Raw genomic sequence first — 25,861 nt, 5'->3', positions numbered from 1 at the left:
GGACGACCCCCAGCCAGCCGTCACCCGTGCGCGGCGGCGACGGGCTCCGGGTCAGCGCCAGGCGGTCGGCCCGACGGATCCGGCGCGGTACTCCGCCATCGGCACGCGGTCGCCCTTCCAGGCGCGCATGACGGGGGCGACGATGCGCCAGCACCGCTCGGCCACGTCGCCGCGGACGGAGAGGCGCGGATCGCCCGCGAGGATGCCGTCGAGCACCTCGCCGTACGGGGTGAGCTCGGGCTGGGCGAACTCGGCGCGGAACGTGGACTGGGTGAGGGTGAAGGGCTCGCCCGTGCCGTCCATGGTGACCTCGAGCGAGATGCCGTCGGGCTTCAGGTCGATGACGAGCCGGTCGGGCCGGGCGGAGCCGTGCAGCCCGCGCGGCAGGTGCGCCACGGGCTTGAAGGTGACGACGATGCGCTTCGACGCCTCCTTGAGCGCCTTGCCCGAGCGGAGACGGAACGGCACGCCCGCCCAGCGCGCGTTGGCGATGCCGAAGGTGACCTCGGCGAGGGTCTCGGTCTGGTTGCCCGGATCCACCCCCTCCTCCTTCGCGTACGCGGGGATGCGCGTGCCCTCGACGGAGCCCGCGGTGTAGCGCGCGCGGCGGCTGTTCGCGATGGGGTCGTTGTCCCACACCTCGGTGGCGCGGAGGACCGACGCGATGTTCGAGCGCAGGTCGTCCGGGTCGATGCTCGCGGGCGGCTCCATCGCGAAGACGGCGAGCACCTGCAGCAGGTGGCTCTGGATCATGTCGACCAGCGCGCCCGACTTGTCGTAGTAGGCCGCGCGGCCCTCGAGCGCGAGCTGCTCGTCGTAGAGGATCTCGACCTTCTCGATGTCCTTCGCGCTCCACACCGACTCGAAGAAGCGGTTGGCGAAGCGCAGCGACACGAGGTTGAGCACGGTGGAGAGGCCGAGGAAGTGATCGGTGCGGTGGATGCGCTCCTCCGGCACGAGCTTCAGCAGCTGGCGGTTGAGCTGCGCGGCGGTGCGGCTGTTCGACCCGAACGGCTTCTCGAGCGCGAGCGTGGTGCCCTCCGGCAGGTCGACCTTCTCCAGCTGCTCGCACACCTCGATGGAGATGGCCGGCGGCAGAGCGAAGTAGAGCGCGGGCGCGCCCTCGCACGCGTCGAGGATGCGCTTCAGGTCGTCGAGGTCGGTGGGATCCGCCTGGATGTACTTCGTGGACGAGACGATGCCCGCGGCGCGACGCCCCTTCGCGTCCACCGAGTCGAAGGCCGTCTTCACGGTCTTGCGCCACTCGTCCGCGCCGCGCTCGCTCCGGCCGGTGCCGATGAGCTGGATGCGTCGCCCCCGATCGCTCGCCACGAGGCTGCCGAGACCCGGCAGGAGGAGGCGTTCCGTGAGGTCGCCGCTGGCGCCGAGGATGACGAGGGTGGAGGGTTCGCTGGTCATCCTCCGAGACTACGGGTCGCGACCGCGCGGACGCCGACCTACACTGGGCGAGTCGAACATCCGTTCGAACGACGCGTCCGGGAGGACGCGCGGGACACCGCGGGAGGCGCGCGTGAGCTTCACCCACCTGCACGTGGCGTCCGCCTTCTCCGCCCACTTCGGCACGTCGGCGCCCGAGGCGCTCGTCGACGAGGTCGCCGAGCGGGGCGCGTCGGCCGCGGCCATCACCGACCGCGACGGGCTCTACGGCGCCGTCCGCCACATCCGCCGCGCGATCGCCCGGGGCGTCTCCCCCGTCGTCGGCGCGGAGCTCGGCCTCACGGGCGAGCAGCCGGGGCGGGTCACGGTGCTCGCGCACGGCGGAACGCACGGCCAGGGCTGGGCGGCCCTCAGCCGGCTCATCAGCGCGAGCCACGGGCGCGGCACGGCCAGGAGCACCGCGCGGAGCGCGCAGGCCGGCATCGCGCGCACCCGGCCGCCCGCCTTCCTCCTCGGCGAGGACGGCCCGGTCGGCACGGTGCTGCTCGGCCCCGACTCCGACGTGGGCCGCGCGGTGGCCGCGGGCGAGCACGCGCTCGCCTCCCGGCACCTGGCCGAGTGGGCGAGGCTCCTGCCCGGCGCGATCGCCGTCGAGGTCGTGTGCCACTACACGGAGCCGGGCGAGGCCGCGAGTCTGCGCCACGCCGCGCGCATGATGGAGCTCGCCGAGGCCCACCGCGTGCCCGCCGTGCTCACCAACGCGGTCCGGTACCTGGAGCCCGACGACGCGCTCACGGGCGACGTGCTCGACTCCGCGGGCACGCTGCGGCCGCTCGGCTCGTTCCGGCCGCAGCCCAACGGGCAGGCGTGGCTGAAGACCCCGGCCGAGATGCAGGCGATCGCGCGGGAGATCGCCGGCACCTCCTCCCTCGACCGCCGCGCCGGCGAGGCCCTGCTGCGCGCCACGGAGGAGCTCGCCGACCGCTGCCGGCTGGATCCCGACGCCGACCTGGCCTGGCGGAAGCCGAAGCTGCCGGAGAAGCAGGTCATCGGGGTCACGGGCGACCCGGACGAGGCGCTCTGGCGCATGGCCGAGGCGGGCGTCACCGAGCGCTTCGGGCACGTCGACGAGGCGATGCGGCAGCGCGTGCTCGCCCGCATGCGCACGGAGCTGCAGACCATCACGGGCTTCGGCTTCGCCACCTACTTCCTCACCGTCGCCGACGTGTGCTCGCTCATGCGCGACATGGGCGTGCGCAACCAGGCGCGCGGATCCGGCGCCGGCAGCCTCGTCAACTACCTGCTGCGCATCTCCAACGTCGACCCGCTCGAGCACGACCTCCTGTTCGAGCGCTTCCTCGGCAAGGTGCGCTCGACGCTGCCCGACATCGACATCGACGTGGAGTCCGCCCGGCGGCACGAGGTCTACCACCGGGTGTTCGAGAAGTACGGGAGCAACCGGGTCACGCTGCTGTCGATGCAGAACACCTACCGGGCCCGCGGCGCCGCGCGCGACGCGGGGCTCGCGCTCGACCTCGACGAGCAGCAGATCGACTTCATCGCGAAGAACATCTGGCGCTTCAACGCGCGCGAGTTCCGCGCCGTGCTCGAGACGAAGCCCGAGCTCAAGCCCATCGCCGACCTCGTGCGCGACGACCCGAGCATCGACCTGCTGGTCGACCTCACCGAGCGGCTCGACCGGCTCCCCCGGCACATCTCCATGCACCCGTGCGGCGTGATCCTCGGCGACTCCGACCTGCTGAGCACGAGCCCCGTGCAGCCGAGCGGCATGGGCCTGCCCATGAGCCAGTTCGACAAGGACGACATCGACGACATGGGGCTGCTGAAGCTCGACATCCTGGGTGTCCGGATGCAGAGCACCATGGCGTACGCGCTGGACGAGATCCACCGGATCCACGGCCCGCGCTCGGCGGTGGCGGGCGGCATCCCGGTGGACGCGCGCTACGTGCACCGCGACGGGCGGATCGAGCTCGACGAGATCCCGCACGACGACGAGGAGACCTTCGCCGCCATCCGCACCACCCACACGCTCGGGATGTTCCAGATCGAGTCGCCCGGGCAGCGCGAGCTCATCGGCAAGATGCAGCCCGACGTGTACGAGGACCTCATCGCCGACATCTCGCTGTTCCGGCCGGGCCCCATGAAGGGCAACATGGTCGCGCCCTTCCTCGACACCAAGCACGGCATCACCCGGCCCGACTACCTGCACCCGCGGTTCGCGCCGTTCCTCGCGCCCACCTTCGGCGTCGTCATCTACCACGAGCAGGTCATCCGGATCTTCGCCGACTGCATGCAGGTCTCCCTCGCCGAGGCCGACGAGCTGCGCCGCAACATGGAGCGGCAGGACACCGTCGTCGAGGGCGCGTTCCGGGAGCGCACGGCCGCGCACGTCGACCCGCGCTCCGGGCGGCGCCCCTTCTCCGACGCCGACGTCGAGCGCATCTGGAAGGCGCTGAAGGGCTTCGGCTCGTTCGGGTTCTGCAAGGCCCACGGCGCGGCCTTCGCGCTGCCCACCTGGCAGAGCGCGTGGCTGAAGACGCACTACCCGGCGGAGTTCCTCGCGGGGATCCTCACGCACGACCCCGGCATGTACCCCAAGCGCCTGCTGCTCACCGAGGCCCGGCGCATGGGCGTGCCCGTGCTGCCGCTCGACGTCAACCGGTCCACGGGCGTCTACCGGGTGGAGCGCGTGGAGGGCGAGGCGACCACGGGGCGCACGCGGATCGGCGAGCTGGGGATCCGGCTGTCGCTCCAGGACGTGCACGGCATGAGCGAGGCGGAGCTCCAGCGCATCGAGGCGGGCCAGCCGTTCGACTCCATCACCGACTTCTACGCGAAGGCGCAGCCGTCGCGCGCGCTGCTCGAGCGGCTCGCGGCCGTGGGGGCGCTCGACTCCCTCGCGACCTCGGCCGACGACCTCGCGGCCCGCGGGCCGGCGTCGCGCGGCGACGTGATGGCGTTCGTGCGGCGGCTCACGGCGCGCGCGGCCCGGCCCGCGGATCCCGCCGGCCAGCTGCCGCTGTTCGTCGACGACCGCGACCTCATCCCGCGCGGCTCGCCCGACCCCGACGGGCGCGAGCGGGTGAGCGCCGAGCTCGACATCCTGCAGATGGAGGTCACCGAGCACGTGCTCGAGAGCTACCGGCCCATGCTCGACGAGCTCGGGGTCATCCCGGCGAGCCAGCTGCTCGAGGTGCGCAGCGGCTCGGAGGTGGTGGTCGCGGGGATCCGGATCGCCACCCAGACGCCGCCCATGCGCAGCGGCAAGCGCGTCGTCTTCATCAGCCTCGACGACGGCTCGGGCTGCTCCGACTCCACCTTCTTCGACGAGGCGCAGCAGAAGGCCGGGCCCATGCTCTTCGGCACGCGACTGCTCATCATCCGCGGGCGCACGCGGCGCACGGGCGAGCGGGGCGTCTCCATCCAGGCGGAGGACGCGTGGGACCTCAAGGAGATGTGGGCGCGCTGGCAGGACGCGAGGCGGCAGGGCGCCGGAGGCGGCGACGGGATGGACGACGCGGCCCAGGTCGCCTGAGCGGGCCGGCCCGCGGGATGATGGGGGCACCCGAGATCCGCCGGAGGCCGCACGTGCGCATCACCACGACCGTCCGCACCACCACGCGCATCCCGTTCGTGCAGGTGGTCAAGACCTCCGTCGCGGCGATCATCGCCTGGTTCACCTGCATCGCCCTGCTGCCGGCGCAGCTGCCCATCTTCGCGACCATCGCGGCGCTGCTCGTCGTGCAGCCGAGCATCAACCAGACCTTCGGCAAGGCCGTCGAGCGCAGCCTCGGCGTGATCACCGGGGTGCTGCTCGCGCTCGTCCTCGGCCTCGCGCTCGGCACCTCGAGCTGGGTGGTGCTGACCGCGGTCGTCGTCGCGGTGCTCGTGGGGTGGGTGTTCCGGCTGACGCCCGGGTCGAGCACGCAGATCCCCATCAGCGCGATGCTCGTCCTCGCCATCGGCCAGCTCTCGCCCGTCTACGCGTTCGACCGCATCGTGGAGACGATCCTCGGCGCGGCCATCGGCGTGGTCGTGAACCTCGCGATCGCGCCGCCTGTGCTGCACGAGGCGAGCCGTCGCGCCGTGGTCGGCCTCGCGGGCGAATGCGCGGCCGCGCTCGACCGGCTGGCGGGCGCCCTGTCCGAGCCCGTCGACCGCGAGGAGCTCGACCGCATGCTGACCCTGGCCCGCGCGCTCCGGCCGCGGCACACGAAGGCCGTCGCCGAGGTCGACAAGGGCCTCGAGAGCCTCACCCTCAACCCGCTCCGGCGGCGGCACCGGGCCCTGCTCGAGGCGGACCGGGAGCTGCTCGCCACGCTCACGGTCCTCGTCAACCGCGTGGTCGGCATGACGCGCGCGGTGCACGACCGCTACGACCCGTCGCTCGCCGAGGAGCCGGTCGTCCGCGGCATCGCGACCGAGCTGACGCGCGCCGCCCACGACGTGCGGCTCCTCGCGGAGCACGCGCTCCCGGGCGACGACCGGGCCGGCGGGAGCGTCCCGCACGAGGAGCCGGCGCTCACCGCGCCGCTCGTGGTGCTGCAGCCGAACGAGGAGCACTGGATCCTCATCGGCTCGCTGCTGGAGGACATCCGCCGCATCCGCTCGGAGATCATCGGCGGGGCCGAGTGACGCGTCCGCTCCCGGGCTACAGCCCGCTCGAGCTCGAGCCGGATCCACGCGCCTCGGGCCTCGTGCCGGGGACCACGGCCACGCCCCTCGGCCCGGTGCGGCACCACCACGTCGGGCGCCGGGGATCCGACACGGCGACCGTCCTGCTGCACGGCGCCGCCGGCTCGTGGACGACCTGGACGCCGCTGATCCGCACCGCGCGCGAGGCGGGCGTCCCGTTCACGGACGTCGTCGCGATCGACCTGCCCGGCTGGGGCGGCTCCCCGCTCGACGCGACGGACGCCGAGGCCACGGTCGGCGCCATCGCCGACGCGGTGCGCGCGGTCGTCGACGGCCTCGGCTACGCGCGCTGGCGGCTCGTCGGGCACTCGATGGGCGGCTTCATCGCGCTGCACATCGCGGCAGGCGATCCGGCTCGCGCCGTCTCCGTGGAGCTCGTCTCCCCCACCACCTACTCGGTCATCCGGAGCGTGGCGCATCCGGTGGAGGAGTTCCGCCTCATCCCGGGGTTCACGATGATGCTCGGCGTGATGCGCACCCTGCGGCGCCTCGGTCGCCCGGGCACGGCGCTCATCCGCGGCGTCGGCCGGATCCGGCTGCTGCGCGCCGTCGCCCTGCCGCTCTTCGCGCACGGCTGGCGGGTCCGCCGATCGATCGTCGACGCGATCGCGACGGAGGCCCGGCCGCGCGCGTTCTCGCTCGCGGCGGAGGTCACGCGCGGCTACGACGCCGACGGGCTCTGGGCGCGCATCGCCTGCCCCGTCGTCGCCGTGCGCGGCGACCACGACGTGTTCGTCTCCCGCGACGACCTCGACCTGCTCGCGCGCACGGTGCCGACGCTCCGGTCCGCGGTGATCCGCGACGCCGGCCACTTCGCGCACGTCGAGCGCCCGGCGGAGACGCTGCGGGCGCTCGGCCGCCTGCCCTGACGCCCGGCCTGACGCGGGCCCGCCCGGGCACGACGACGCCCTCGGTCCCTGGGCGGGAACGGGGGCGTCGGATCCGCGCGGAGGCGGAGGGGCCGGGCCGGAGCCCGACCGGTGGGCGCTAGGCCGCGGGGGTCGCGAGGACCGCCTGGATGTCGAGCGTGATGGTGACCTTGTCGCCGAGCAGCACGCCGCCGGTCTCGAGGGCCGCGTTGTAGGTGAGGCCGAAGTCCTCGCGGTTGACGACCGTGGTGGCCGTCGCGCCGAACTTGGTCTGGCCGTAGGGGTCCTGGCCGAAGCCGCCGAACTCGACGTCGAAGGTGACGGGCTTGGTGACGCCGCGCATCGTGAACTCGCCGTCGATCTTCGCGTCGCCGTCCTTCTCCACGCGCACGGCGGTGGAGACGAAGTCGATGGTGGGGTGGTTCTCGGCGTCGAAGAAGTCGTTGGTGCGGAGGTGCTGGTCGCGGTTCGGCTCGTTGGTGTCGATCGAGACGATGGTCGCGTGGGCCTTGACGGAGCTCTGCTCGGGGGTGGCGCCCGTGACGATCTCGGCGTCGAAGTCCTTGAACGTGCCCTTGACCTTGCTGATCATGATGTGGCGGATGCTGAACCCGACCGAGCTGTGGGTCTTGTCGATGGTCCAGGTGCCGGCGATGTAGCCGGGGACGGTGGTGGTGTCGCTCATGTGCGTGCCTCTCGTGCGGGGTCATGGGGTGCGGGCCGACGGCCTCGAAGGTATGCAAGCGCATGGATCTCACGGACATTCCCGATTTCAGTTGCGAGTTCATGTACTTTCCGCGGCGGGTCTCCCCGAGGTCCCCGTCGCTCCCCGCCGCGGTCCTCCGATGCGATCCCCAGCGGGGGCGGGCGTACCGTGGCGGGATGCGCGCGATCACCTTCCCCGCCCCCGGCGGCCCCGACGTCCTCTCCCTCGCCGAGCTGCCGGATCCGGTCGTCGGGCCCGGCGAGGTGCTCGTCCGCGTCGCCGCCGCGGGCGTCAACCGCGCCGACCTCAGCCAGCGCGAGGGCGCGTACCCGCCGCCCGCCGGGGCGCCGACGCACCTCGGCCTCGAGGTCTCCGGGACGATCGCGGCGGTCGGCGAGGGCGCCACGCGCTGGAGCGTCGGCGACCGCGTGTGCGCCCTGCTCGCGGGCGGCGGCTACGCCGAGCTCGTCGCGGTCGACGAGCGGCACGTGCTCCCCGTCCCCGACGGGCTCGACCTCGTCGAGGCGGCGGGGCTGCCCGAGGTCGTCGCGACCGTCTGGTCGAACGTCGTGCTCGACGCGGGCCTCGAGCCCGGGGAGACCCTCCTCGTGCACGGCGGATCCAGCGGCATCGGCACGATGGCCATCCAGCTCGCGACGCGCCTCGGCGCCCGCGTGGCCGTCACCGCCGGGAGCCCGGCGAAGCTCGAGGCGTGCCGGGCACTCGGCGCCGACATCCTCATCGACTACCGGCGGGAGGACTTCGTCGAGGCGATCCGCGAGGCGACCGACGGCCACGGCGCCGACGTGATCCTCGACGCGATCGGCGGCGACTACATCGACCGGGACATCCGCGCCCTCGCCCGCGACGGCCGGATCATGGTCATCGGCGCGCAGAGCGGCGCGCCGACGAGCATCGCGCTCGGCCAGCTCATGGCGCGGCGCGGACGGATCTGGGGCACGACCCTCCGCGCGCGCGACGCGGACGACAAGGCGCGCATCGTCGCCGCGGTCCGCGCGGACGTGTGGCCGGCCGTCGCCGACGGATCCGTGCGCCCGGTCGTCGACCGCGTCTTCCCGCTCGCCGAGGCCGCCGCCGCGCACGCGCACGTCGCGTCCTCGCAGCACGTGGGCAAGGTGCTGCTGGCGCTCTAGCCGGCGGATCCCGCCGCGGGCAGGCCGCGACGCGAGCGGATCCCCACGAGGGACACCAGCCCGCCCGCGACGAGGAGCGCGGCCGTCACGAGCACCACGCGGTGGAACGCCGTGACGTCGAGCTCGGGGCCGGCGACGAGCCCGATGGCCGCGATGGCGACGAGCCCGGCGACGCGCGACACCGCGTTGTTGACCGCGGACGCGATGCCGGCCTGCGCCGACGGCACCGCCTCGAGGATCGTGGAGGTGAGCGGCGCCACCGTCATGGACAGGCCGAGGCCGAACACGAGGATCCCGGGCAGCAGCTGGCCCCAGTAGTCGACGGGCTCCGCGACCCGCAGCATGAGCAGGTAGCCGGCGCCGGCGACGATCGGGCCCACGCCCATCAGCAGCCGCGGGCCGATGCGCCCGGCCAGCGCGCCGAAGCGCGTGGACAGCAGCAGCATGATGACGGTGGTCGGCACGAGCGCGAACCCGGCGGCCGTCGCGGACAGCCCGCCGGTCTGCTGCAGGAACACCGCGATCACGAAGCCGCCGAGCGAGAGCGCGCCGTAGATCCCCACGGTCGCGATGTTGCCGACCAGGAAGTCCCGCTCCCGGAAGAGCGACAGCGGCAGCATCGGGTGCGGAGTCCGGCGCTCGCGCACCACGAAGAGCACGAGGCAGACCACGCCCGCGATGAGGCTGCCGACCACGAGCGGGTGGCCGACGCCGAGCCGCGACTGCTCGATGAGCGCGAAGACGGGCCCGCCGATCCCGAGGGCGCCGAGCACCGCGCCGGGCACGTCCACGCGCGTGCCCTCGGCCGCCGGGGCGTCGTGCGGCAGGCGGGCGAGGAGCACGAGGGTCACGACGATGGGGAGCACGTTGATCCCGAACACGAGCCGCCAGTCGAGCGCGTCCACGAGCACGCCGCCGAGGACGGGGCCGACGAGCATCGCGGTGCCGGTCCACGCCGTCCACGAGCCGATGGCGCGCGACTGCGCGGGACCCCGGAACGCCTGCGCGATGAGGGCGAGCGAGCTGGGCACGAGCAGCGCGCCGGCGGCGCCCTGGGCCGCGCGCGCCGCGATGAGGATCCCCGCGGTCGGCGCGACGGCGCAGACGAGCGACGTGACGCCGAAGCCGACGAGCCCCCACCGGAGCACGCGCACCCGGCCGAACGCGTCGGACAGCGAGCCGGCGAGGAGGATCAGGGCGCCGAGGGTGATGAGGTACGCGTCGACGACCCACTGCTGCACGACGAGGCCGCCGCCGAGGTCCTCGCCGATGGCGGGCAGGGCGACGTTGACGACCGTGCCGTCGAGGAACGCGACGAAGGACGCGAGGATCGCGACGACGAGCACCGTGCGGCCGCGGGCGTCGAGCGCGGCGTCCGCGCGGGCGGGCGCTGCGGGCTCGGGCATGAGCCCAGTATGCGCCGCGGCGGGCGTCGGCCCGAGCGCCCGGACGGCTCAGGCGGGCGGGCCCGCGGCGCTCCCGGCCCGGTCGATGGCGGCCTCGACGCGGCGCAGCACGTCCTCGTCGCCCATGATCCGGAAGTGGCCCGATGCCGCGACGCGCTCGTCGGTCGCGCCGTCGAGCGAGCTGCCGCCGGGGATGTGCGGGTCGAAGCGCGCGAAGATGCTCGTGATCCGCGCGTTGACGTCGAGCGCGCGGCCGAGCTCCACGAGGGCCGCGTTCCGCGGCGAGAAGTCGCGGATGCTGCGCACCGGGATCAGGCGCGCGTACGAGGATCCGCCGAACGGCGCGTTGATGGCGACCATGGCGCGGACCCGCCGGTCGGGGTCGCCGAACGCCATGAGGTGCTTGCCGATGAGGCCGCCCTTGCTGTGCGCGACGACGACGACGTCGCGCAGGTCCTCGGCCTCCAGGTACGCGCGGGCGCGCCGGGACATCTCCGCGACGCGGCCGACGTTGGCGCCGAGCGACCCGACCACGTGCACGCCGTGGCCGCGGGCGTGCAGGCGGCGGATGATCGGCAGCATGAACTGCCAGCGCTCGTAGACGCCCGGCAGCACGAGGATCGTCGGCCGGTCGTCGCGGCCGTCCTCGAACGAGCGGGCGTCGTCCCGCGAGAGCGTGGCGGCGGCCTGCCAGCGGAGGACGTAGGCGTAGTCGAGCGCCCAGTCCCACGCCTTGCGGAGGGCCGACAGCGGCGGGAGGGCGGCGGGTCCGTCGGCGGTCACCGCTCCATCCTGCTCGCCCGCGGGCGGGACGTCCGGCGCGGCCGGGACGTCCGGCGCGCCCACGGGCACCGGATCGTCAGTCGACGCGGGCATGCTCGACGATCGCCCGGGCCACGCCCTCGGGGTCCGTGAACATGACGACGTGCGGACCGCGGGCGACGTGCACGCTGCCGCGCGGGATGAGGGTCGCGAGGCCCTCCGCGAACGACCGGTCGACCACGGCGTCGCGGTGGCCGACGACGACGAGCGTGCGCGCGCGGATCCGCCCCGCCCGGTCCTCGATGCGGTCGCCGATGAGGTGCGGGAGCTGGCGGAGGTAGTACGGCATCCCGCAGCGGAGGAAGTAGTCGCCGAGCACGACCGCGTTCGACATCAGCGGCTCGCGGAGGGTGTCCCGGCCCAGCGCGAGGCCGGCGCGGACGACGCCGCGCTTCCGCGGGTCGAGGGTGGGGCCGATGAGCACGATGCGGTCCGCGATCCCCGGCTGGTCGACGGCGAGCTGCGCGACGATCTGCGCGCCCATCGAGTGGCCGACGATCACGGGGTCGACGAGGCCGTGCATCCGCACGACCTCCGCGACGACCGCGGCGTGGTCGGCGAGCGTCACGTCGCGCCGGACGCGGGGCGACTCGCCGTAGCCGGGGAGGTCGACGGCGTGGACGTCGCCATGCTCGGCGAGGAGCGCGGCGAGCGGGTGGAAGTAGCGCGACGAGACGCCGATGCCGTGCACGAGCACGAACGACGGGCGGCGGCCGGCGGCGCCCGCGGCTCCGGCGAGGCCCGAGGATCCGATGCCCGCGGGAGCGCTCGACAGCGTCCGGCCGGCGTTGGCGCCGGGCGAGCGGAACACCTTGATCGCGACGCGGAAGCCGAGGACCGTGCGGCGCTCGAGGTCGTGGCCGACGGGGATCGACCGCGACGCGTAGCGGGGCGATGCGAGCAGCCAGCGCGGCGGCGTGGACGCGGCGCGGTGCACGTCCCCGGGGCGCCGGACGCGCGTGAGCCGGGCGAGGGGGGAGCGCATCCGATGACCCTATCCGCCCGTCGCCGTGCGGACGCCCGGGTGCGCGGCCGTCCTCCGGCGGGTCGCCCTCCCCCGCGATGGGAGGATGGGATCCCGCCGACCCCGAGGAGACCCGATGACGCCCGACTGGTCGAGGACGACCCTCGCCGACCTGCCCCTGCGCGACGGCATCCGCGGCGAGGAGCCCTACGGCGCCCCGCAGCTCGACGTGCCCGTGCTCCTCAACGTGAACGAGAACCCGTACCCGCTGCCCGAGGAGGTGGCCGTCGCCGTGAGCGAGGCCGTGCTCGAGGCCGCGCGCGGGCTCAACCGCTACCCCGACCGCGAGTTCCTCGAGCTGCGCACCGAGCTCGCCGACTACCTCACGGCCGACAGCGGCCTGCCGCTCGGACCGGAGAACGTCTGGGCGGCGAACGGATCCAACGAGGTGCTGCAGCAGGTGCTCCAGGCCTTCGGCGGCACGGACCGCGTCGCGCTCTCCTTCGCGCCCCACTACGCGATGTACCCCGAGTACGCGCGGAACACCCTCACCACCTGGGTCTCCGGCCGCCGCCAGGAGGACTTCACGCTCGACCTCGCGAACGTGACCGAGCTCGTCGAGCGGCACCAGCCGAGCGTCGTGTTCCTCACCTCGCCGAACAACCCCACGGGCACCGCGCTCACGACGCGCGAGATCGAGCACGTGCTCTCGGTCGCGCCCGGCGTCGTGGTCATCGACGAGGCCTACGCGGAGTTCCGCCGCGAGGGCGTGCCGACGGCGATCTCGCTGCTGCCGGACCACCCGCGCCTCATCGTCTCGCGCACCATGAGCAAGGCGTTCGCGTTCGCGGGCGGTCGTCTCGGCTACCTCGCGGCCTCCCCCGCGGTCGTCGACGCGCTCCGCATCGTGCGGCTGCCGTACCACCTGTCCCGGATCACGCAGGTCAGCGCGACCGCCGCCCTCCGCCACCGCGGCGTGCTGCTCGCGCAGGTCGCGTCGCTGCGCGAGGAGCGCGACGCGCTCGTCGACCACCTCCGGGGCCGCGGCTTCGAGGTCGCGCCCTCCGACGCCAACTTCGTGCTCTTCGGCCGGTTCCCCGACCGGCACGCGGTGTGGCAGGGGCTGCTCGACCGGGGCGTGCTGATCCGCGAGACGGGCCCCGAGGGATGGCTGCGCGTCTCCGTGGGCACGCCCGAGGAGACCGCCGCGTTCCGCGACGCGCTCGACGACGTGCTCGGGACGCCGCGGGGCTGATCCCCGCGGCCGGCTGTCAGGGCCGGAAGCGGATCCCCGTCGCGTCCTCGGCGGCCGACCACAGCTGCTCGGCGACGGCCCGCGACCGCGCGTGCTCGGCGACGAAGGCGGGCGCCGGCGGGCCCTTCAGCTCGAGCGGCCCGGCGGGTCCCCAGAAGGCGCCGCCCGTCACGCCGTCGGCGGCGGCCGCGTGCGCGACCGGCCAGGCACCCGCGTCCTTGCCCTGCACGAGGACGCGGCCCGCCCCCGCGACTCGGCGACGAGCAGCGTCGACGCCCTGCGGACGCTCGGCCGGATCCTGCGGCGGCGTGAGCGCGTCCACCGAGTACCCGGGGTGGGCCGAGAGCGCGATGCGGTCGGATCCGGCCGCCCGCCAGCGCCGGTCGAGCTCAGCCGCGATCATCATGCAGGCCGTCTTCGACCGGCCGTAGCGCACGAGCGCGGGCATGCGCCGCTCCCCGGCGAGGTCGCCGAGGTCGAGCGGCGAGAAGCGGTGCGCGAGGGATCCGAGCATCACGACGCGGCCGCCCGCCCGCAGCCGCGGCGCGAGGCCGGCGACGAGCGCGAAGTGCCCGAGCGCGTTGGTGCCCATGAGCTCCTCGAACCCGTCGATCGTCGTCCGGCGCCGGCGCGCGCGACCGCCCGCGGGGGTGAGCCCGGCGTTGGCGACGACCGCGTCGAGGTCCTCCCGCACGGCGGCGACGCACGCCTCCACGCTCGCGAGGCTCGCCAGGTCGAGCGGCACCACCTCCACGTCGGCGCCCGGCACGCGCGCGACGAGCGCCCGCGCGGCGGCGTCCCCGCGCTCGGCGGAGCGGCACGCGAGGAGCACGCGGGCGCCGGCGCCGGCGAGCTGCGCCGAGGTCCAGAAGCCGATGCCGCCGTTGGCGCCCGTGACGAGCACCGTCCGCCCCGCGAGGTCCGGCAGGCGCGGGTCCGCGTTCACGAGAGGGTGCCCACGCGGGTCACGCGCACGACGGCCTCGCCCGCCTCGTTCGACGCGTCGAGGTCGACGACCGCCTCGATCCCCCAATCGTGGTCGCCCTCGGGGTCGTGCAGCGCCTGCCGCACGGTCCACTCGGCCGGGCCCTCCGTGATCGTGACGAGCGCCTGGCTGCGGGCGTCGCCGTCGGTGAGGATCCGGTCGTACTCGCCGAAGTAGCCGTCGAGCGCGTCGCCCCAGGCGTCCGCGTCGAAGCCGCCCGCGGCGTCCAGGTCGCCGAGCGTCTGCAGGTCCTCGCGGGCCGCGAGCTGCACGCGGCGGAACATCTCATTGCGCACGAGGATCCGGAAGGCGCGCGTGTTCGAGGTGAGCAGCTTCGGGGCGGGCGGGAGCACGGGCGCGTCGCCGGGCGCGGCCGTCGGGTGCGACAGCTCCTCCCACTCGTCGAGCAGGCTCGAGTCGACCTGGCGCACGAGCTCGCCGAGCCACTCGATCACGTCGAGCAGCTCCTCGGTCTTCGCCTCGTCCGGGATCGTCTGCCGCATCGCGCGGAACGCGTCGGAGAGGTAGCGGAGCACGAGGCCCTCGGAGCGCATCAGCCCGTAGAAGGAGACGAGCTCGCTGAAGCTCATGGCCCGCTCGTACATGTCGCGGACGACCGACTTGGGGCTGAGCGCGAAGTCGCCGATCCACGGCTGGCTGGCCGCGTAGGTCGTGAACGCCTGGTCGAGCAGCTCCTCGAGGGGCTTCGGGTGGGTGATCGACTCGAGCAGCTCCATGCGCTGGTCGTACTCGATGCCCTCGGCCTTCATCGCCTGCACGGCCTCGCCGCGGGCCTTGAACTGCTGCTGCGACAGGATCGGCCGCGGGTCGTCGAGGGTCGCCTCGACCACGCTCACCATGTCGAGCGCGTACGTCGGCGACTCCCGGTCGAGCAGCTCGAACACCGCGACCGCGAACGGGGACAGCGGCTGGTTGAGCGCGAAGTCGGCCTGCAGGTCGACCGTCAGCGTGATCCGCGCGGGCCCGCCGTCCGGGTCCGCCTCCTGCTCGACGATGCCCGCGGTGCGCAGCGTCCGGTAGATGGCGAGGGCGCGGCGGGCGAGCGCGAGCTGGCGCGCCCGCGGCTCGTGGTTGTCCTCGACGAGCGCCCGCATGTTGGCGAACACGTCGCCGCCGCGCGCGATGACGTTGAGCATCATCGCGTGGCTCACCTGCATGCTCGACGTCAGCCGCTCCGGCTCCGCGTCGATGAGCTTGCGGAAGCTCGGCTCGCCCCAGGAGACGAAGCCCTCGGGCGCCTTCTTGCGCACGAGCTTGCGGCGCTTCTTCACGTCGTCGCCCGCGCGCTCGAGCATCTTGATGTTCTCGGTCTCGTGCTCGGGCGCCTGCGCGACCACGGTGCCCGCGGTGTCGTAGCCGGCGCGGCCCGCGCGCCCGGCGATCTGGTGGAACTCGCGGGCGTTCAGCTGCCGCATCCGCGTGCCGTCGTACTTCGTGAGGCCGGTGAACAGCACCGTGCGGATCGGCACGTTGATGCCGACGCCGAGGGTGTCCGTGCCGCAGATCACGCGGAGGAGGCCCTGTTGCGCGAGCTGCTCCACGAGCCGGCGGTACTTGGGCAGCATGCCGGCGTGGTGCACGCCGATGCCCGCGCGCACGAGCCGCGAGAGCGTCTTGCCGAACGCCGTGCTGAAGCGGAAGCCGCCGATGAGCTCCGCGATCGCGTCGCGCTGCTCCCGCGTCACGATCTTGATGCTGGACAGCGCCTGCGCCCGCTCGAGCGCCGCGGCCTGGGCGAAGTGCACGATGTAGACGGGCGCCTGCTTCGTGTCGAGCAGCTCCTCGACGGTCTCCTGCACGGGCGTCACGGCGTAGTGGAAGAAGAGCGGGACGGGCCGCTCGATGCCCGTGATCCGCGCGGTCGGCCGGCCGGTGCGTCGCGTGAGGTCGTCGGCGAGGTCGGTGACGTCGCCGAGGGTGGCCGACATGAGCACGAACTGCGCGTGCGGGAGCAGCAGGAGCGGCACCTGCCAGGCCCAGCCGCGCTGCGGATCCGCGTAGAAGTGGAACTCGTCCATGACCACCTGGTCGACGGGCGTGTCCGCACCGCCGCGGAGCGACCGGTTCGCGAGGATCTCGGCGGTGCAGCAGATGATCGGCGCGTCCGGGTTCACCGACGAGTCGCCCGTCACCATCCCGACCTGGGCCGCCCCGAACAGCTCCACCAGCGCGAAGAACTTCTCCGACACGAGCGCCTTGATCGGCGCCGTGTAGTACGAGCGGCGGCCGCGGGCGAGGGCGGCGAAGTGCGCGGCGACGGCGACGAGCGACTTCCCCGTGCCGGTGGGCGTCGAGAGGATGAGGTTCGCGCCGGACGCGATCTCGAGCGCCGCCTCGTCCTGCGCCGGGTACAGCTCGATGCCCTGCGCGAGCGCCCACTCGGCGAACGCGTCGTAGATCGCGTCGTCGGTGGCCCCGTCCACGGCCAGACGGGCCGCCTCCTCGGTGAGCGTGGGGGCGAGCGCGGTGTCGGGCATGATGCGTCCATCCTCCCCCACCCGCCCCGCCCGGAGTTCTCCACAGGCGGCAGGATCCGTGGGGCGCCACCCCGTACGGTCGCCGGATGCCGTCCCTCCCGCTCGACCCGCGACCCGACCGCGCTCGGTCCGACGCCGCACCCGCACCCGCACCCGCACCCGCCGACCCTGCGTCCGCCGCGCGCGACGACGCCACCGTCTCCCCCGCGGTCGCGACCGCCGCCGGCGCCCGCGCGCCGGAGGCCGTCCCGGTCGACCCCGAGACGGAGCGGGCGCGCTGGCGCGACCGCCGCACCGGGCTCATCGCCCTCGTGGTCGTCACGATCGCGCTCTGGGCGGTCATCGCCGCCGCGGTCGGCTTCGCGACCACGATGTAGCGGTCTCCGGCACCGCCGTCGCGCGCCCGGTCGGGTCCGACGGCCCGGGTATCATCTCCTGTGCCCTCCGACGCCCTGCCCGACGACCCCGCCACGCCCGCGGAGCACGTCGTCCCCGCCCCCGACGCCGCGCTCGATCCCGCCGCCGCCATCGACCCCGCCGACCTCGCCGTCACGCTGCGCGTCCTCGGCTCGCTCGCCGACATCGACGAGGACCACCCCGACTTCGTCGCGGTGCGCCGTGCCACGGCGTCGATGTTCAAGTCCGTGAAGAAGGCCCGCCGCCTCGAGAAGCGCGAGGCCGTCGCCAGCGCCGACCGCGCCGTCGTCGCCGCCACCGCCACCGGTGCGCCCGACCGCATCGACGACGAGACCCGCGGGATCCCGCTCGCCATCACCGCGGCCGCCCCCACCGCGGGCACGCTGCTCCGCTCGCGCCCCTGCTACATCTGCAAGCAGCACTACACGCAGGTCGACGCCTTCTACCACCAGCTCTGCCCGGACTGCGCGCGCATCAACCACGCCAAGCGCGAGGCCCGCACCGACCTCACCGGCATGCGGGCGCTCCTCACGGGCGGTCGGGCGAAGATCGGCATGCACATCGCGCTGCGGCTCCTCCGCGACGGCGCGCACACCACCATCACCACGCGCTTCCCGCGCGACGCCGTCCGCCGCTTCGCCGGACTGCCCGACGCGCACGAGTGGGTGCACCGTCTCCGCGTCGTGGGGCTCGACCTCCGCGACCCGGCGCAGGTCATCGGCCTCGCCGACGCCGTGGCCGCCGCGGGTCCGCTCGACATCCTCATCAACAACGCCGCGCAGACCGTGCGCCGCTCCCCCGGCTCCTACGCGCCGCTCTCGGAGGCCGAGTCCGCCCCGCTGCCGGACGGGCCGATCCCCGAGCTGCTCACGTTCGGGCACACGAACGACGCCCACCCCGCGGCCCTCGCGGCGAGCGTCGCGGCGCACCCCATCCTCTCCACGGCCACCGGGATCACCGCGGCCGAGGTGACGGAGCTCGCCATGACGGCCGGATCCTCCTCGCTGGCGCGGCTCGCGGCCGGCACCGCCATCGACGCGGGCGGCCTCGTGCCCGACCTGCACGACGCGAACAGCTGGACGCAGGTGGTGCACGAGGTGGATCCGCTCGAGATGCTCGAGGTCCAGCTCGCCAACGTCACGGCGCCGTTCCTGCTCGTCAGCCGGCTGCGACCGGCGATGGCCGCGTCGACCTCGCGGCGCAAGTACGTCGTCAACGTGAGCGCCATGGAGGGCCAGTTCGCCCGCGCGTACAAGGGCCCCGGCCACCCGCACACGAACATGGCGAAGGCCGCGCTCAACATGATGACCCGCACGTCGGCGCGCGAGATGCGCGAGACGGACGGCATCCTCATGACGAGCGTCGACACGGGCTGGATCACCGACGAGCGCCCGCACCCCACCAAGGTGCGCCTCGCGGAGGAGGGCTTCCACGCCCCCCTCGACCTGGTGGACGGCGCCGCCCGCGTCTACGACCCCATCGTCATGGGCCAGGCCGGCGAGGACATCTCGGGCGTCTTCCTCAAGGACTACCGCGTCGCCGAGTGGTGACGCGCGTCGCCTGACACGACGAGAGGGCCCGGCCGCCGCATCGCGGTGACCGGGCCCTCTCGTCGTCGCGGGCGGCTACTCGACGGCGTCGAGGTCTGACGCGAGCAGCGCGGCGAGGTCGTCGAGCGCGGCGTCCGCGCCGTCGCCCTCGGCCGTGAGCACGACCTGGTCGCCGTTCGCGGCCCCGAGGCTCATCAGCGACAGGATGCTCGTCGCGTCGAGCGGCGTGCCGTCCGGCTTGCTGATCTTGACGGCGACGCCCGTGCGGCGCACCGCCTCGATGAAGAGGGAGGCGGGTCGGGCGTGCAGGCCCACGCGGCTGCCGATGGTGGCGGTGCGCTCGGTCATGGGTTCTCCTTCGTGCGGGGTGGGTGGTGCGGGCTGGGTCGGTCGGGCGGGGATCAGGCGGGGACGGGGACGCCCTGGTCGGCGGACGCCGCCTGCGCGACGGCCTCGGGGCGCTTGGCCGTGAAGCGCTTGAGCAGCACGACCAGGAACGCCGAGATGACGGTGCCGACGGCGACCGAGGCGAGGAAGCCGAGGAAGGTGCCGTTCATCGCGAAGAGCACGAAGACGCCGCCGTGCGGGGCCTGCGACACGACGCCGAGGCCCATCACCATGGCGCCGGTGGCGGCGCCGCCCACGATGCTCGCGGGGATGACGCGCAGCGGGTCGACCGCCGCGAACGGGATGGCCCCCTCGGAGATGAACGCGGCGCCGAGGAGCCACGCGGCCTTGCCGTTCTCGCGCTCCGCCGGGCTGAACAGGCGGCGGTCGATGACGGTGGACGCGAGCGCGAGGGCCAGCGGCGGCACCATGCCCGCGGCCATGACGGCGGCCATGATCGCCCACGGGGCCTGGTTGTCGATGGATCCGGCACCGAGGCCGGCGACCGCGAAGGCGTACGCGACCTTGTTGATGGGGCCGCCGAGGTCGATGCACATCATGACGCCGAGGATCACGCCCAGCAGGATCGCGGACACGCCCGTGAGGCCCGACAGGAAGTCGTTGAGGCCGCGCGTGAGCGCCGCGATGGGTCCGCCGAGCACCATGACCATGAGGCCGGACGCGACGATGGACGCGAGCAGCGGGATGATCACGACGGGCATGAGGCCCCGCAGCCAGCGCGGCACCTCGATGCGGCCGATCGCGTAGGCGATGCCGCCGGCGAGGAGGCCGCCGACCAGGCCGCCGAGGAAGCCGGCGCCCATGATGACGGAGATGGATCCGGCGACGAAGCCGGGCGCGATGCCCGGCCGGTCGGCGATGGCGTACGCGATGTAGCCGGCCAGCGCCGGGACGAGGAACGCCATGGACGCGTTGCCGATGACGAACGCGACCGCGCCGAGGTACTGGCCGAGACCGCCCGCGGGCAGGTCCGCCAGCGAGTTCTGCAGCACGACGTCCGCCGCGGTCTCGGTGATGCGGTAGCCGCCGAGCAGGAAGCCGAGGGCGATGAGGAGGCCGCCGCCCGCGACGAACGGGATCATGTAGCTGACGCCCGTGAGCAGCCAGCGCTTGAGGCGAGCGCCCACGCTCTGCGCGGCCTGCGGGGAGGCCTGCTCGGATCCGCCCGACGCGGCGCCGGCGCCCGGCACGCGCGGCGCGCTCGGGTCCGTCGCGGCAGCGACCGCCTCGGCGACCATCTGGTCGGGCTGGTCGATGCCGCGCTTGACGGGCGACTGGATGACGGGCTTGCCGGCGAAGCGCGCGCGGTCGCGCACGTCCACGTCGACCGCGAAGATCACGGCCGTGGCCCGCGCGATGATCGCCGGGTCGACGGGCGTGACCGAGGAGGATCCCTGGGTCTCGACGTGCAGCTCGACGCCCGCGCGCTTCGCCGCGGCGACGAGCGAGTCGGCGGCCATGTAGGTGTGCGCGATGCCGGTGGGGCACGCGGTGACGGCGACGAGGACGGGCGCGTCGGCCGTGGGCGCGGCGGATGCGGCGGGCGCGGCGGTGGTCGACGCGGCGGGAGCGGCGGCGGCCGGCGCGCCCGTCGAGGAGGCGGGCTCGTCCACGAGCGCGCCCTCCACGAGCGAGACGACCTGGTCCTCGTCGGTGGCCGTGCGCAGCGCCTCGACGAACTCCGGCTTGATGAGCGAGCGGGCGAGGCGCGACAGCAGCACGAGGTGCTCCTGGTCGGCGCCGTCGGGTGCCGCGATGAAGAACACCAGGTCGGCGGGGCCGTCGGGCGCGCCGAAGTCGACCGTCGGCGCGGGACGGGCCATGACGAGCGTGGCCTCCGTCACGGCGGCGGAGCGGCAGTGCGGGATGGCGAGCCCGCCGCCCATGCCGGTCGCGGTCTTCGACTCGCGCTCCCACGCGTCGGCGAAGAGGGCGTCGGCGTCGGTGGCGCGTCCCTCGGCGACCACGCGCGCGGCGAGCGTCCGGACGGCGTGCTCGCGGTCGGCGCCGAGGTCGGCGTCGAGGAGCACGAGGCGGTTCGTGATGAGCGATGGCATGTTCTTCTCCAGGTGGGACGGGTCAGCGATCGGCGGCGATCGGCAGGAGCGGCTGGACGGTGACGCTGTCCGGCCGGGTCTGGTCGGGGGACGGCATGGTGCTGCCGGGGAGGGACGCGGCGGCGGATCCGTGGGCGACGGCCTGCGCCAGCCGCCCCTCGGGTCCGGCCCCGCGGTGGTCGGCGAGCAGGTAGCCCGCGAGCGACGAGTCGCCCGCGCCCACGGTGCTCACCGGCACGATCGGCGGCATGGTGGCGAGCCACCCGCCGTCGTCCGTGGTGAGGACGGCTCCGCGGGCGCCGAGCGTCGCGAGGACCGCCCGGCAGCCGCGGGAGACGAGGGACCGGGACGCGTCGTGGGCGAGACGCGGGTCCGCCTCCAGCGCATCCGGGTCGTCGAGGCCGACGAGCTCGGCGAGCTCCTCGGCGTTGGGCTTGACGAGGTCGACCACGGCGCCGGACGCGACGAGCGCGGCCATGGGCGCGCCCGAGGAGTCGACGGCGATGCGGGGCGCGGCGTCCCCGAGCTCGGCTCGGACGGCCTGCACCACGCGGGCGTGGAAGTCGTCGTCGAGGCCGGGCGGCAGGGATCCCGCCAGCACGAGCCAGCTCGCGGCGCGCGCATGGCGGATGACGAGCGCGACGAGCGCGTCGGCCTCGGCCGACGACAGCACCGGGCCGGGCTCGTTGACCTTGGTGGTCGTGCCGTCGGGCTCGGTGAGCGTGACGTTCTGGCGCACGCGGCCGGCGATGTCGAGGTGGTCGAGCGGGATCCGCTCAGCCGCCAGCGCCACGAGCATCGGGTCGTCGAGGCGGCCGGGCAGCAGGGCGATCGTGTCGAGGCCGGACGCGATGAGCGCGCGCGACACGTTGACGCCCTTGCCGCCGGGCTGCTCCGCGACGCCGCGGGCCCGCTGCACGGCACCGCGCGCGAGGGCGCCGGCGAGGTCGATGGTGCGGTCGAGGCTCGGGTTGGCGGTGAGGGTGAGGATCACGCGACCATCACCTCCACCTCGGCGGCGGCCAGCGCGTCGGCCAGCGGGCCGTCGGGGGCGGCGTCGGTCACGAGCGTGTCGATCTCGTCGAGCTCGGCGAAGCCGACGAGCGCCTCCTCCCCCGCCTTCGACGCGTCCACGAGCGCGACGGCTCGGCGGGATCCTCGGGTCAACGCGGTCTTCACGGCCGCCTCCTCCTCGTCGGGCGTGCTCAGGCCGAACTCCGCGTGGATGCCGTTGGCGCCGATGAAGGCGATGTCCGGCCGCAGGCGCGACAGCTGTCCGAGCGTCGCGGGCCCGACCGCGGCGCTCGTGATCCCGCGGAGGCGGCCGCCGAGCAGCTGCACCTCCACGGCGGGGTTCCGGCTGACCGTCTGCGCGACGACCATCGAGTGCGTGACGACGACGAGCGTGCGGCCCGCGACGTCGGGTGCCCAGGCGGCGATGCGCTCGGCGACCAGCCCCGTGGTCGTGCCGGCGTCGACGGCGACGGATCCCTGGAAGCTCGCGGGCAGCAGCGCCATGGCGGCGTCGGCGATGCGCGCCTTCGCGTCGGTGTTGCGGGTGCTGCGGGCGTCGAGGCTCTCCTCGACGCGCGTGGAGCGGCTGGCCCGGACGGCGCCGCCGTGGACGCGTCGGAGCACGCCGCGCGCCTCGAGCTGGGCGAGGTCGCGGCGGACGGTCTCGGTCGTCACGTCGAAGTCGCGGGCGAGCCCGACGACCGCCACCCGGCCCGTGCGCTCGAGGAGGGCGACCACCCTGTCCTGGCGCTCTTCGGCGTACATGGGCGGTCTCCTTCGACTCCGTGGGGCAGGTGCGCCTCGCGTCCTCGAACTGTAGCCCTCATCCGCAGAAGAAGCAACACATTCCCACAGGAACCCACATGCGCCTGCGACGACGCCCGCGGCGTCAGCGTCCGAGGGCGGCAGCCTCCTCGCGGAGCACGGCGGCGATGGCGTCCGCCTCCCAGGCGAGTCCGGCCGCGTTCGGGTGCAGGGGCACGGAGCCCGCGCTGCCGCCCACCCCGGCGACGTACGGATCCCCCGCGTCGCCCGCGCAGGCGCCGTGCTCGGCCGTCGGCGCCTCCTGGTCGACGAAGCGGGCACCCGCCTCGGCCGCGGCCCGCGCGATCGCCGCGTCGAGCGCGGTCTGGACGCCCGCGAGCCAGACGGCGTCGCGGTCGGTGAGCAGCACGCGCCCGTTCACGTCGGACGTCGCGGTCGCCCGGAAGCAGCCGTCGGCGGGGAGGGCGTCCGCGCCGGCGAGGACGGTGAGGTAGCCGAGGGCGACGACGCGCGCGTCGGGCGCGGCCGCGCGGATCCTCGCGAAGGCCTCGGCCAGGCGGGCGCTCACCTCGCCGTCGATGCGGGCCCGCACGGCGTCGACGCCGCCCGCGGGGGCGAGCGCGTCGACGCACGTCGCGGGACCGGCCGCCACGGGGCCCGCGGGATCCTGCGCCAGGCAGCCGCCGACGAGCGCCGGGAAGCCGAGGTCGTTGCCGCCGAGGCGCACGAGGACGACGTCGGCGCCGTCCTCCAGCGCGTCGAGCTGCGCGGGGACGGTCCGCCCTCCGCGCTCCCGCGGAGCCGTGAGCTCGGCGGTCGTCGCGCCGTCGCACGCGGCGTCGACGAGCTCGGCCCCCGTCGCCTCCGCCGCGACGCGGATCGACGCGGCGACGGTCCGCCCGCACACGCCCGGGTCGCCCGGCAGCGGGGTCGCGGGACCCGTGCCCGTGGAGTAGGAGTCGCCGAGGGACACGACGCGCAGGGGCGCCGACGGCGCGGGAGGGTCGAGGGGGGCGGGTGCGCTGCAGCCGCTCGCCAGCAGGGCGATCGCCGCGGCGACGGCGAGGACGGCGGCGCCGCGGATCCGGAGCATCGGACGTGCGGACGCCCGGGGACGGGGATCCGAGGGACGGTGCATCGCCTCGACCCTACGCGCGGGCTGGGCCGGGGTCGCGCCGGTCAGTCCTCGGCGCCGCGCTGGCGGGCGTACACGACGACGGCCACGATGAGCCCGACGAGCAGACCGGCGGCCAGCGGGAAGAGGAACCCGCCCGGGCCGATCTGCGTGACGACGCTGCCGTGGTCGATCCGCGTGCTGACGACGCCGGGGACGTCGAGGCCCGCGTAGCCCTCGGTGCCCTGCGCGAACGAGGTGACGAGGAGGGTCACGATGACCGCCGCGCCCACCACGAACGCGGCCAGGAAGCCCAGCACCGCGGACCCGACCACCGACGTGCGGTGCGGGTCGGTGGCGTGCGTCCGGTGCAGGGTGGCGTGCGACATTGTGGAGCTCCAGGGGTCGATGACCTGTGCCACGGTACCCGCGTCCTCCAAGTGGAGGACAGCCCCCCGATCGGGGAGCGGAGACCCCGGACCGCTCCTGTCAAGGCCCTAGGCGCGCCCGCACCCGGAGGCGTCGGGTGGACGCACCATCGCGACGAGACGGAGGCGACCCATGACCGACCCCACTCCCGACCGGCCCTCCTGGGCGGAGCTGCTGCGGCGCCCCGGCCCCTGGGTCCAGGTGCACCTCGACGACTCCGTGGACACGGCCGACCCGCCCCAGGTGCTCGAGACCCGGCGGAAGAGCGTCATCGACCGGCTCGCTCGGGACGGCGCGTCCGAGGAGGACCTGGCCCAGGTCTCCTCGGCGCTCGCCCACGAGCCGGCGCCCGGCGGCCCGCGCACGCGGGTGATCCTCGTCGAGGCCGGCGAGCTGGTCGTCGACGAGTCGATCCCGGGCATCCCGACCGAGCCCGAGGAGGCGGGCGTCGTGCCCGTCCCCGACCTCGTGCCGCTCCTCGAGCGGGAGCCCGAGCGCATCGTCTACGTCGTCGTGGAGACGAGCCGCGACGGCGGTGAGGTCCGGGTCCTGCGCGCCGGCCCGGACGAGCTGGTCGCCGAGCGCGCGGTCGAGGGGCGCACCGACACGCTGCACCCCGTGAAGACGGGCGGCTGGCGGCAGGACCGCCTGCAGCACCACGCCGAGGAGATCTGGCGGCAGACGCAGGGCGAGCTCGCGGAGCGGATCGACGACGTCGTGCGCCGCCACCGGCCCCGGCTCCTGGTGGTCGCGGGCGACATCCGCGCGCGCCAGCTCCTCGAGGGCGAGCTGGGACCGGAGTCGCGGGCGATCCTCGCCGTCGAACCCACGAACACGCGCGCGGACGGCGCGGACCCCACGGCGCTGGAGGAGCGGATCCGGACGGAGCTGCAGCGGATCCTCGCGGAGGGCGAGCGCGACGTGCTCGACCGCGTGGCCGAGCACGACGGACGCGGGGACGGATGGGCCGAGACGCGCGTCGGCGCCGTCGTCCGGGCGCTCGCGAGCGCGCAGGTCGACACGCTGGTGCTCGACGCCGACGCCCTCCGGGACGAGCGGCTCCTCGCGCTCTCCGCCGCACCGTGGATCGCGACCGCCCCGGAGGACGCGCTCGGCGCGGAGATCCTCGGGCGGGTGCCGGCGCACGTCGCGCTCACCCGGGCCGCCCTGCTCACCGACGCACGCGTCGTCCTCACCGACTCGACGAGCGCGCCGGACGGCGAGGACGCGATCGGGCTGCCCGGCGGCGGCTCCGCGGCCGCCCTGCTGCGCTGGCCCGAGGGACCCGCGATCCCGGGCACCGGGGCCGTCGCATGACCCCCGTCGCCGCGGCC

21 protein-coding genes are annotated in these 25,861 nt (G+C 74.6%); 8 read left to right on the top strand and 13 right to left on the bottom strand.

What is annotated here, in order from left to right:
- Positions 1-51: 51 nt before the first annotated feature.
- Positions 52-1,419, bottom strand: a complete 1,368-nt coding sequence (locus H9X71_RS07275) for a glucose-6-phosphate dehydrogenase (RefSeq protein ID WP_191148987.1) — start codon at positions 1,417-1,419, stop codon at positions 52-54.
- 112 nt (positions 1,420-1,531) lie between these two features.
- On the opposite strand from H9X71_RS07275, the gene H9X71_RS07270 reads away from it, so the two are divergent.
- The 3 genes from H9X71_RS07270 to H9X71_RS07260 are packed head-to-tail and all read left to right on the top strand — an operon-like array spanning position 1,532 to position 6,983.
- Entirely contained in the window at positions 1,532-4,954 is a 3,423-nt protein-coding gene (locus H9X71_RS07270) for a DNA polymerase III subunit alpha (RefSeq protein WP_191148986.1), read from the top strand.
- Positions 4,955-5,007: 53 nt separating this feature from the next.
- On the top strand, positions 5,008-6,054 hold the full coding sequence (locus tag H9X71_RS07265; protein ID WP_191148985.1) for an FUSC family protein: 1,047 nt from the start codon (positions 5,008-5,010) through the stop codon (positions 6,052-6,054).
- Positions 6,051-6,983 carry an alpha/beta fold hydrolase gene (locus H9X71_RS07260; RefSeq protein ID WP_191148984.1) on the top strand — a complete coding sequence of 311 codons (933 nt, stop codon included), beginning with the start codon at positions 6,051-6,053 and terminating at the stop codon, positions 6,981-6,983. The genes H9X71_RS07265 and H9X71_RS07260 overlap by 4 nt, the downstream gene beginning before the upstream one ends.
- 118 nt (positions 6,984-7,101) lie before the next feature.
- Here H9X71_RS07260 and H9X71_RS07255 read toward each other — a convergent pair whose 3' ends face one another.
- Positions 7,102-7,668 carry a YceI family protein gene (locus tag H9X71_RS07255; RefSeq protein WP_191148983.1) on the bottom strand — a complete coding sequence of 189 codons (567 nt, stop codon included), beginning with the start codon at positions 7,666-7,668 and terminating at the stop codon, positions 7,102-7,104.
- Between the two features lie 197 nt (positions 7,669-7,865).
- Between H9X71_RS07255 and H9X71_RS07250 the strand changes: the two genes are divergently transcribed.
- Positions 7,866-8,843: an NAD(P)H-quinone oxidoreductase gene (locus H9X71_RS07250; RefSeq protein ID WP_191148982.1), complete on the top strand. Its 978-nt coding sequence runs from the start codon at positions 7,866-7,868 to the stop codon at positions 8,841-8,843.
- Here H9X71_RS07250 and H9X71_RS07245 read toward each other — a convergent pair.
- From H9X71_RS07245 to H9X71_RS07235, 3 genes are all read right to left on the bottom strand, one after another.
- A complete protein-coding gene (locus tag H9X71_RS07245; protein WP_191148981.1) occupies positions 8,840-10,249 on the bottom strand; it encodes an MFS transporter in 1,410 nt (469 codons plus the stop codon). The two genes, H9X71_RS07250 and H9X71_RS07245, sit on opposite strands and share 4 nt — an antisense overlap.
- 48 nt (positions 10,250-10,297) lie before the next feature.
- Positions 10,298-11,032 (bottom strand): esterase/lipase family protein, encoded by a 735-nt coding sequence (locus tag H9X71_RS07240; protein WP_191148980.1) that lies wholly within the window; start codon positions 11,030-11,032, stop codon positions 10,298-10,300.
- A 76-nt stretch (positions 11,033-11,108) separates the two neighbouring features.
- Entirely contained in the window at positions 11,109-12,056 is a 948-nt protein-coding gene (locus H9X71_RS07235; RefSeq protein ID WP_191148979.1) for an alpha/beta fold hydrolase, read from the bottom strand.
- Between the two features lie 115 nt (positions 12,057-12,171).
- Here H9X71_RS07235 and H9X71_RS07230 point away from each other — a divergent pair, with 115 nt between their 5' ends.
- Positions 12,172-13,290, top strand: coding sequence for a histidinol-phosphate transaminase (locus H9X71_RS07230; RefSeq protein ID WP_191148978.1), 1,119 nt, complete (start codon positions 12,172-12,174; stop codon positions 13,288-13,290).
- A gap of 16 nt (positions 13,291-13,306) precedes the next feature.
- Here the strand turns inward: H9X71_RS07230 and H9X71_RS07225 are convergent, their stop codons facing one another.
- Both H9X71_RS07225 and H9X71_RS07220 read right to left on the bottom strand, forming a co-directional pair.
- Complete coding sequence (locus H9X71_RS07225) at positions 13,307-14,236, bottom strand: SDR family NAD(P)-dependent oxidoreductase (protein ID WP_191148977.1); 930 nt, start codon at positions 14,234-14,236, stop codon at positions 13,307-13,309.
- Positions 14,233-16,773, bottom strand: a complete 2,541-nt coding sequence (locus tag H9X71_RS07220) for a DEAD/DEAH box helicase (protein ID WP_191148976.1) — start codon at positions 16,771-16,773, stop codon at positions 14,233-14,235. Before H9X71_RS07220 ends, H9X71_RS07225 begins: the two co-directional genes overlap by 4 nt.
- Before the next feature lie 86 nt (positions 16,774-16,859).
- Here H9X71_RS07220 and H9X71_RS07215 point away from each other — a divergent pair, with 86 nt between their 5' ends.
- Complete coding sequence (locus tag H9X71_RS07215) at positions 16,860-17,150, top strand: hypothetical protein (RefSeq protein WP_191148975.1); 291 nt, start codon at positions 16,860-16,862, stop codon at positions 17,148-17,150.
- Between the two features lie 60 nt (positions 17,151-17,210).
- Entirely contained in the window at positions 17,211-18,740 is a 1,530-nt protein-coding gene (locus H9X71_RS07210; protein WP_191148974.1) for an SDR family oxidoreductase, read from the top strand.
- 75 nt (positions 18,741-18,815) lie between these two features.
- On the opposite strand, the gene H9X71_RS07205 is transcribed toward H9X71_RS07210, so the two are convergent.
- From H9X71_RS07205 to H9X71_RS07180, 6 genes are all read right to left on the bottom strand, one after another.
- Positions 18,816-19,088, bottom strand: a complete 273-nt coding sequence (locus tag H9X71_RS07205; RefSeq protein ID WP_191148973.1) for an HPr family phosphocarrier protein — start codon at positions 19,086-19,088, stop codon at positions 18,816-18,818.
- A gap of 53 nt (positions 19,089-19,141) precedes the next feature.
- Positions 19,142-21,205 carry a PTS fructose transporter subunit IIABC gene (locus H9X71_RS07200; RefSeq protein WP_191148972.1) on the bottom strand — a complete coding sequence of 688 codons (2,064 nt, stop codon included), beginning with the start codon at positions 21,203-21,205 and terminating at the stop codon, positions 19,142-19,144.
- A 22-nt stretch (positions 21,206-21,227) separates the two neighbouring features.
- The gene (locus H9X71_RS07195) at positions 21,228-22,199 is read right to left on the bottom strand and encodes a 1-phosphofructokinase family hexose kinase (RefSeq protein ID WP_191148971.1); all 972 of its coding nucleotides are present in this window, start codon (positions 22,197-22,199) and stop codon (positions 21,228-21,230) included.
- Entirely contained in the window at positions 22,196-22,984 is a 789-nt protein-coding gene (locus H9X71_RS07190; RefSeq protein WP_191148970.1) for a DeoR/GlpR family DNA-binding transcription regulator, read from the bottom strand. The genes H9X71_RS07195 and H9X71_RS07190 overlap by 4 nt, the downstream gene beginning before the upstream one ends.
- A 124-nt stretch (positions 22,985-23,108) precedes the next feature.
- Entirely contained in the window at positions 23,109-24,077 is a 969-nt protein-coding gene (locus H9X71_RS07185; RefSeq protein ID WP_244961878.1) for an SGNH/GDSL hydrolase family protein, read from the bottom strand.
- Positions 24,078-24,163: 86 nt separating this feature from the next.
- Entirely contained in the window at positions 24,164-24,520 is a 357-nt protein-coding gene (locus H9X71_RS07180) for a hypothetical protein (protein ID WP_191148968.1), read from the bottom strand.
- Positions 24,521-24,659: 139 nt separating this feature from the next.
- Between H9X71_RS07180 and H9X71_RS07175 the strand changes: the two genes are divergently transcribed.
- Entirely contained in the window at positions 24,660-25,844 is a 1,185-nt protein-coding gene (locus H9X71_RS07175; protein WP_191148967.1) for a baeRF2 domain-containing protein, read from the top strand.
- Positions 25,845-25,861 lie beyond the last annotated feature (17 nt).

It is taken from the genome of Clavibacter zhangzhiyongii (assembly GCF_014775655.1).
Lineage (GTDB): Bacteria > Actinomycetota > Actinomycetes > Actinomycetales > Microbacteriaceae > Clavibacter > Clavibacter zhangzhiyongii.
The sequence above is the reverse complement of the archived record's forward strand: the minus strand, read 5'-3'. Positions and strand labels throughout refer to the sequence as shown.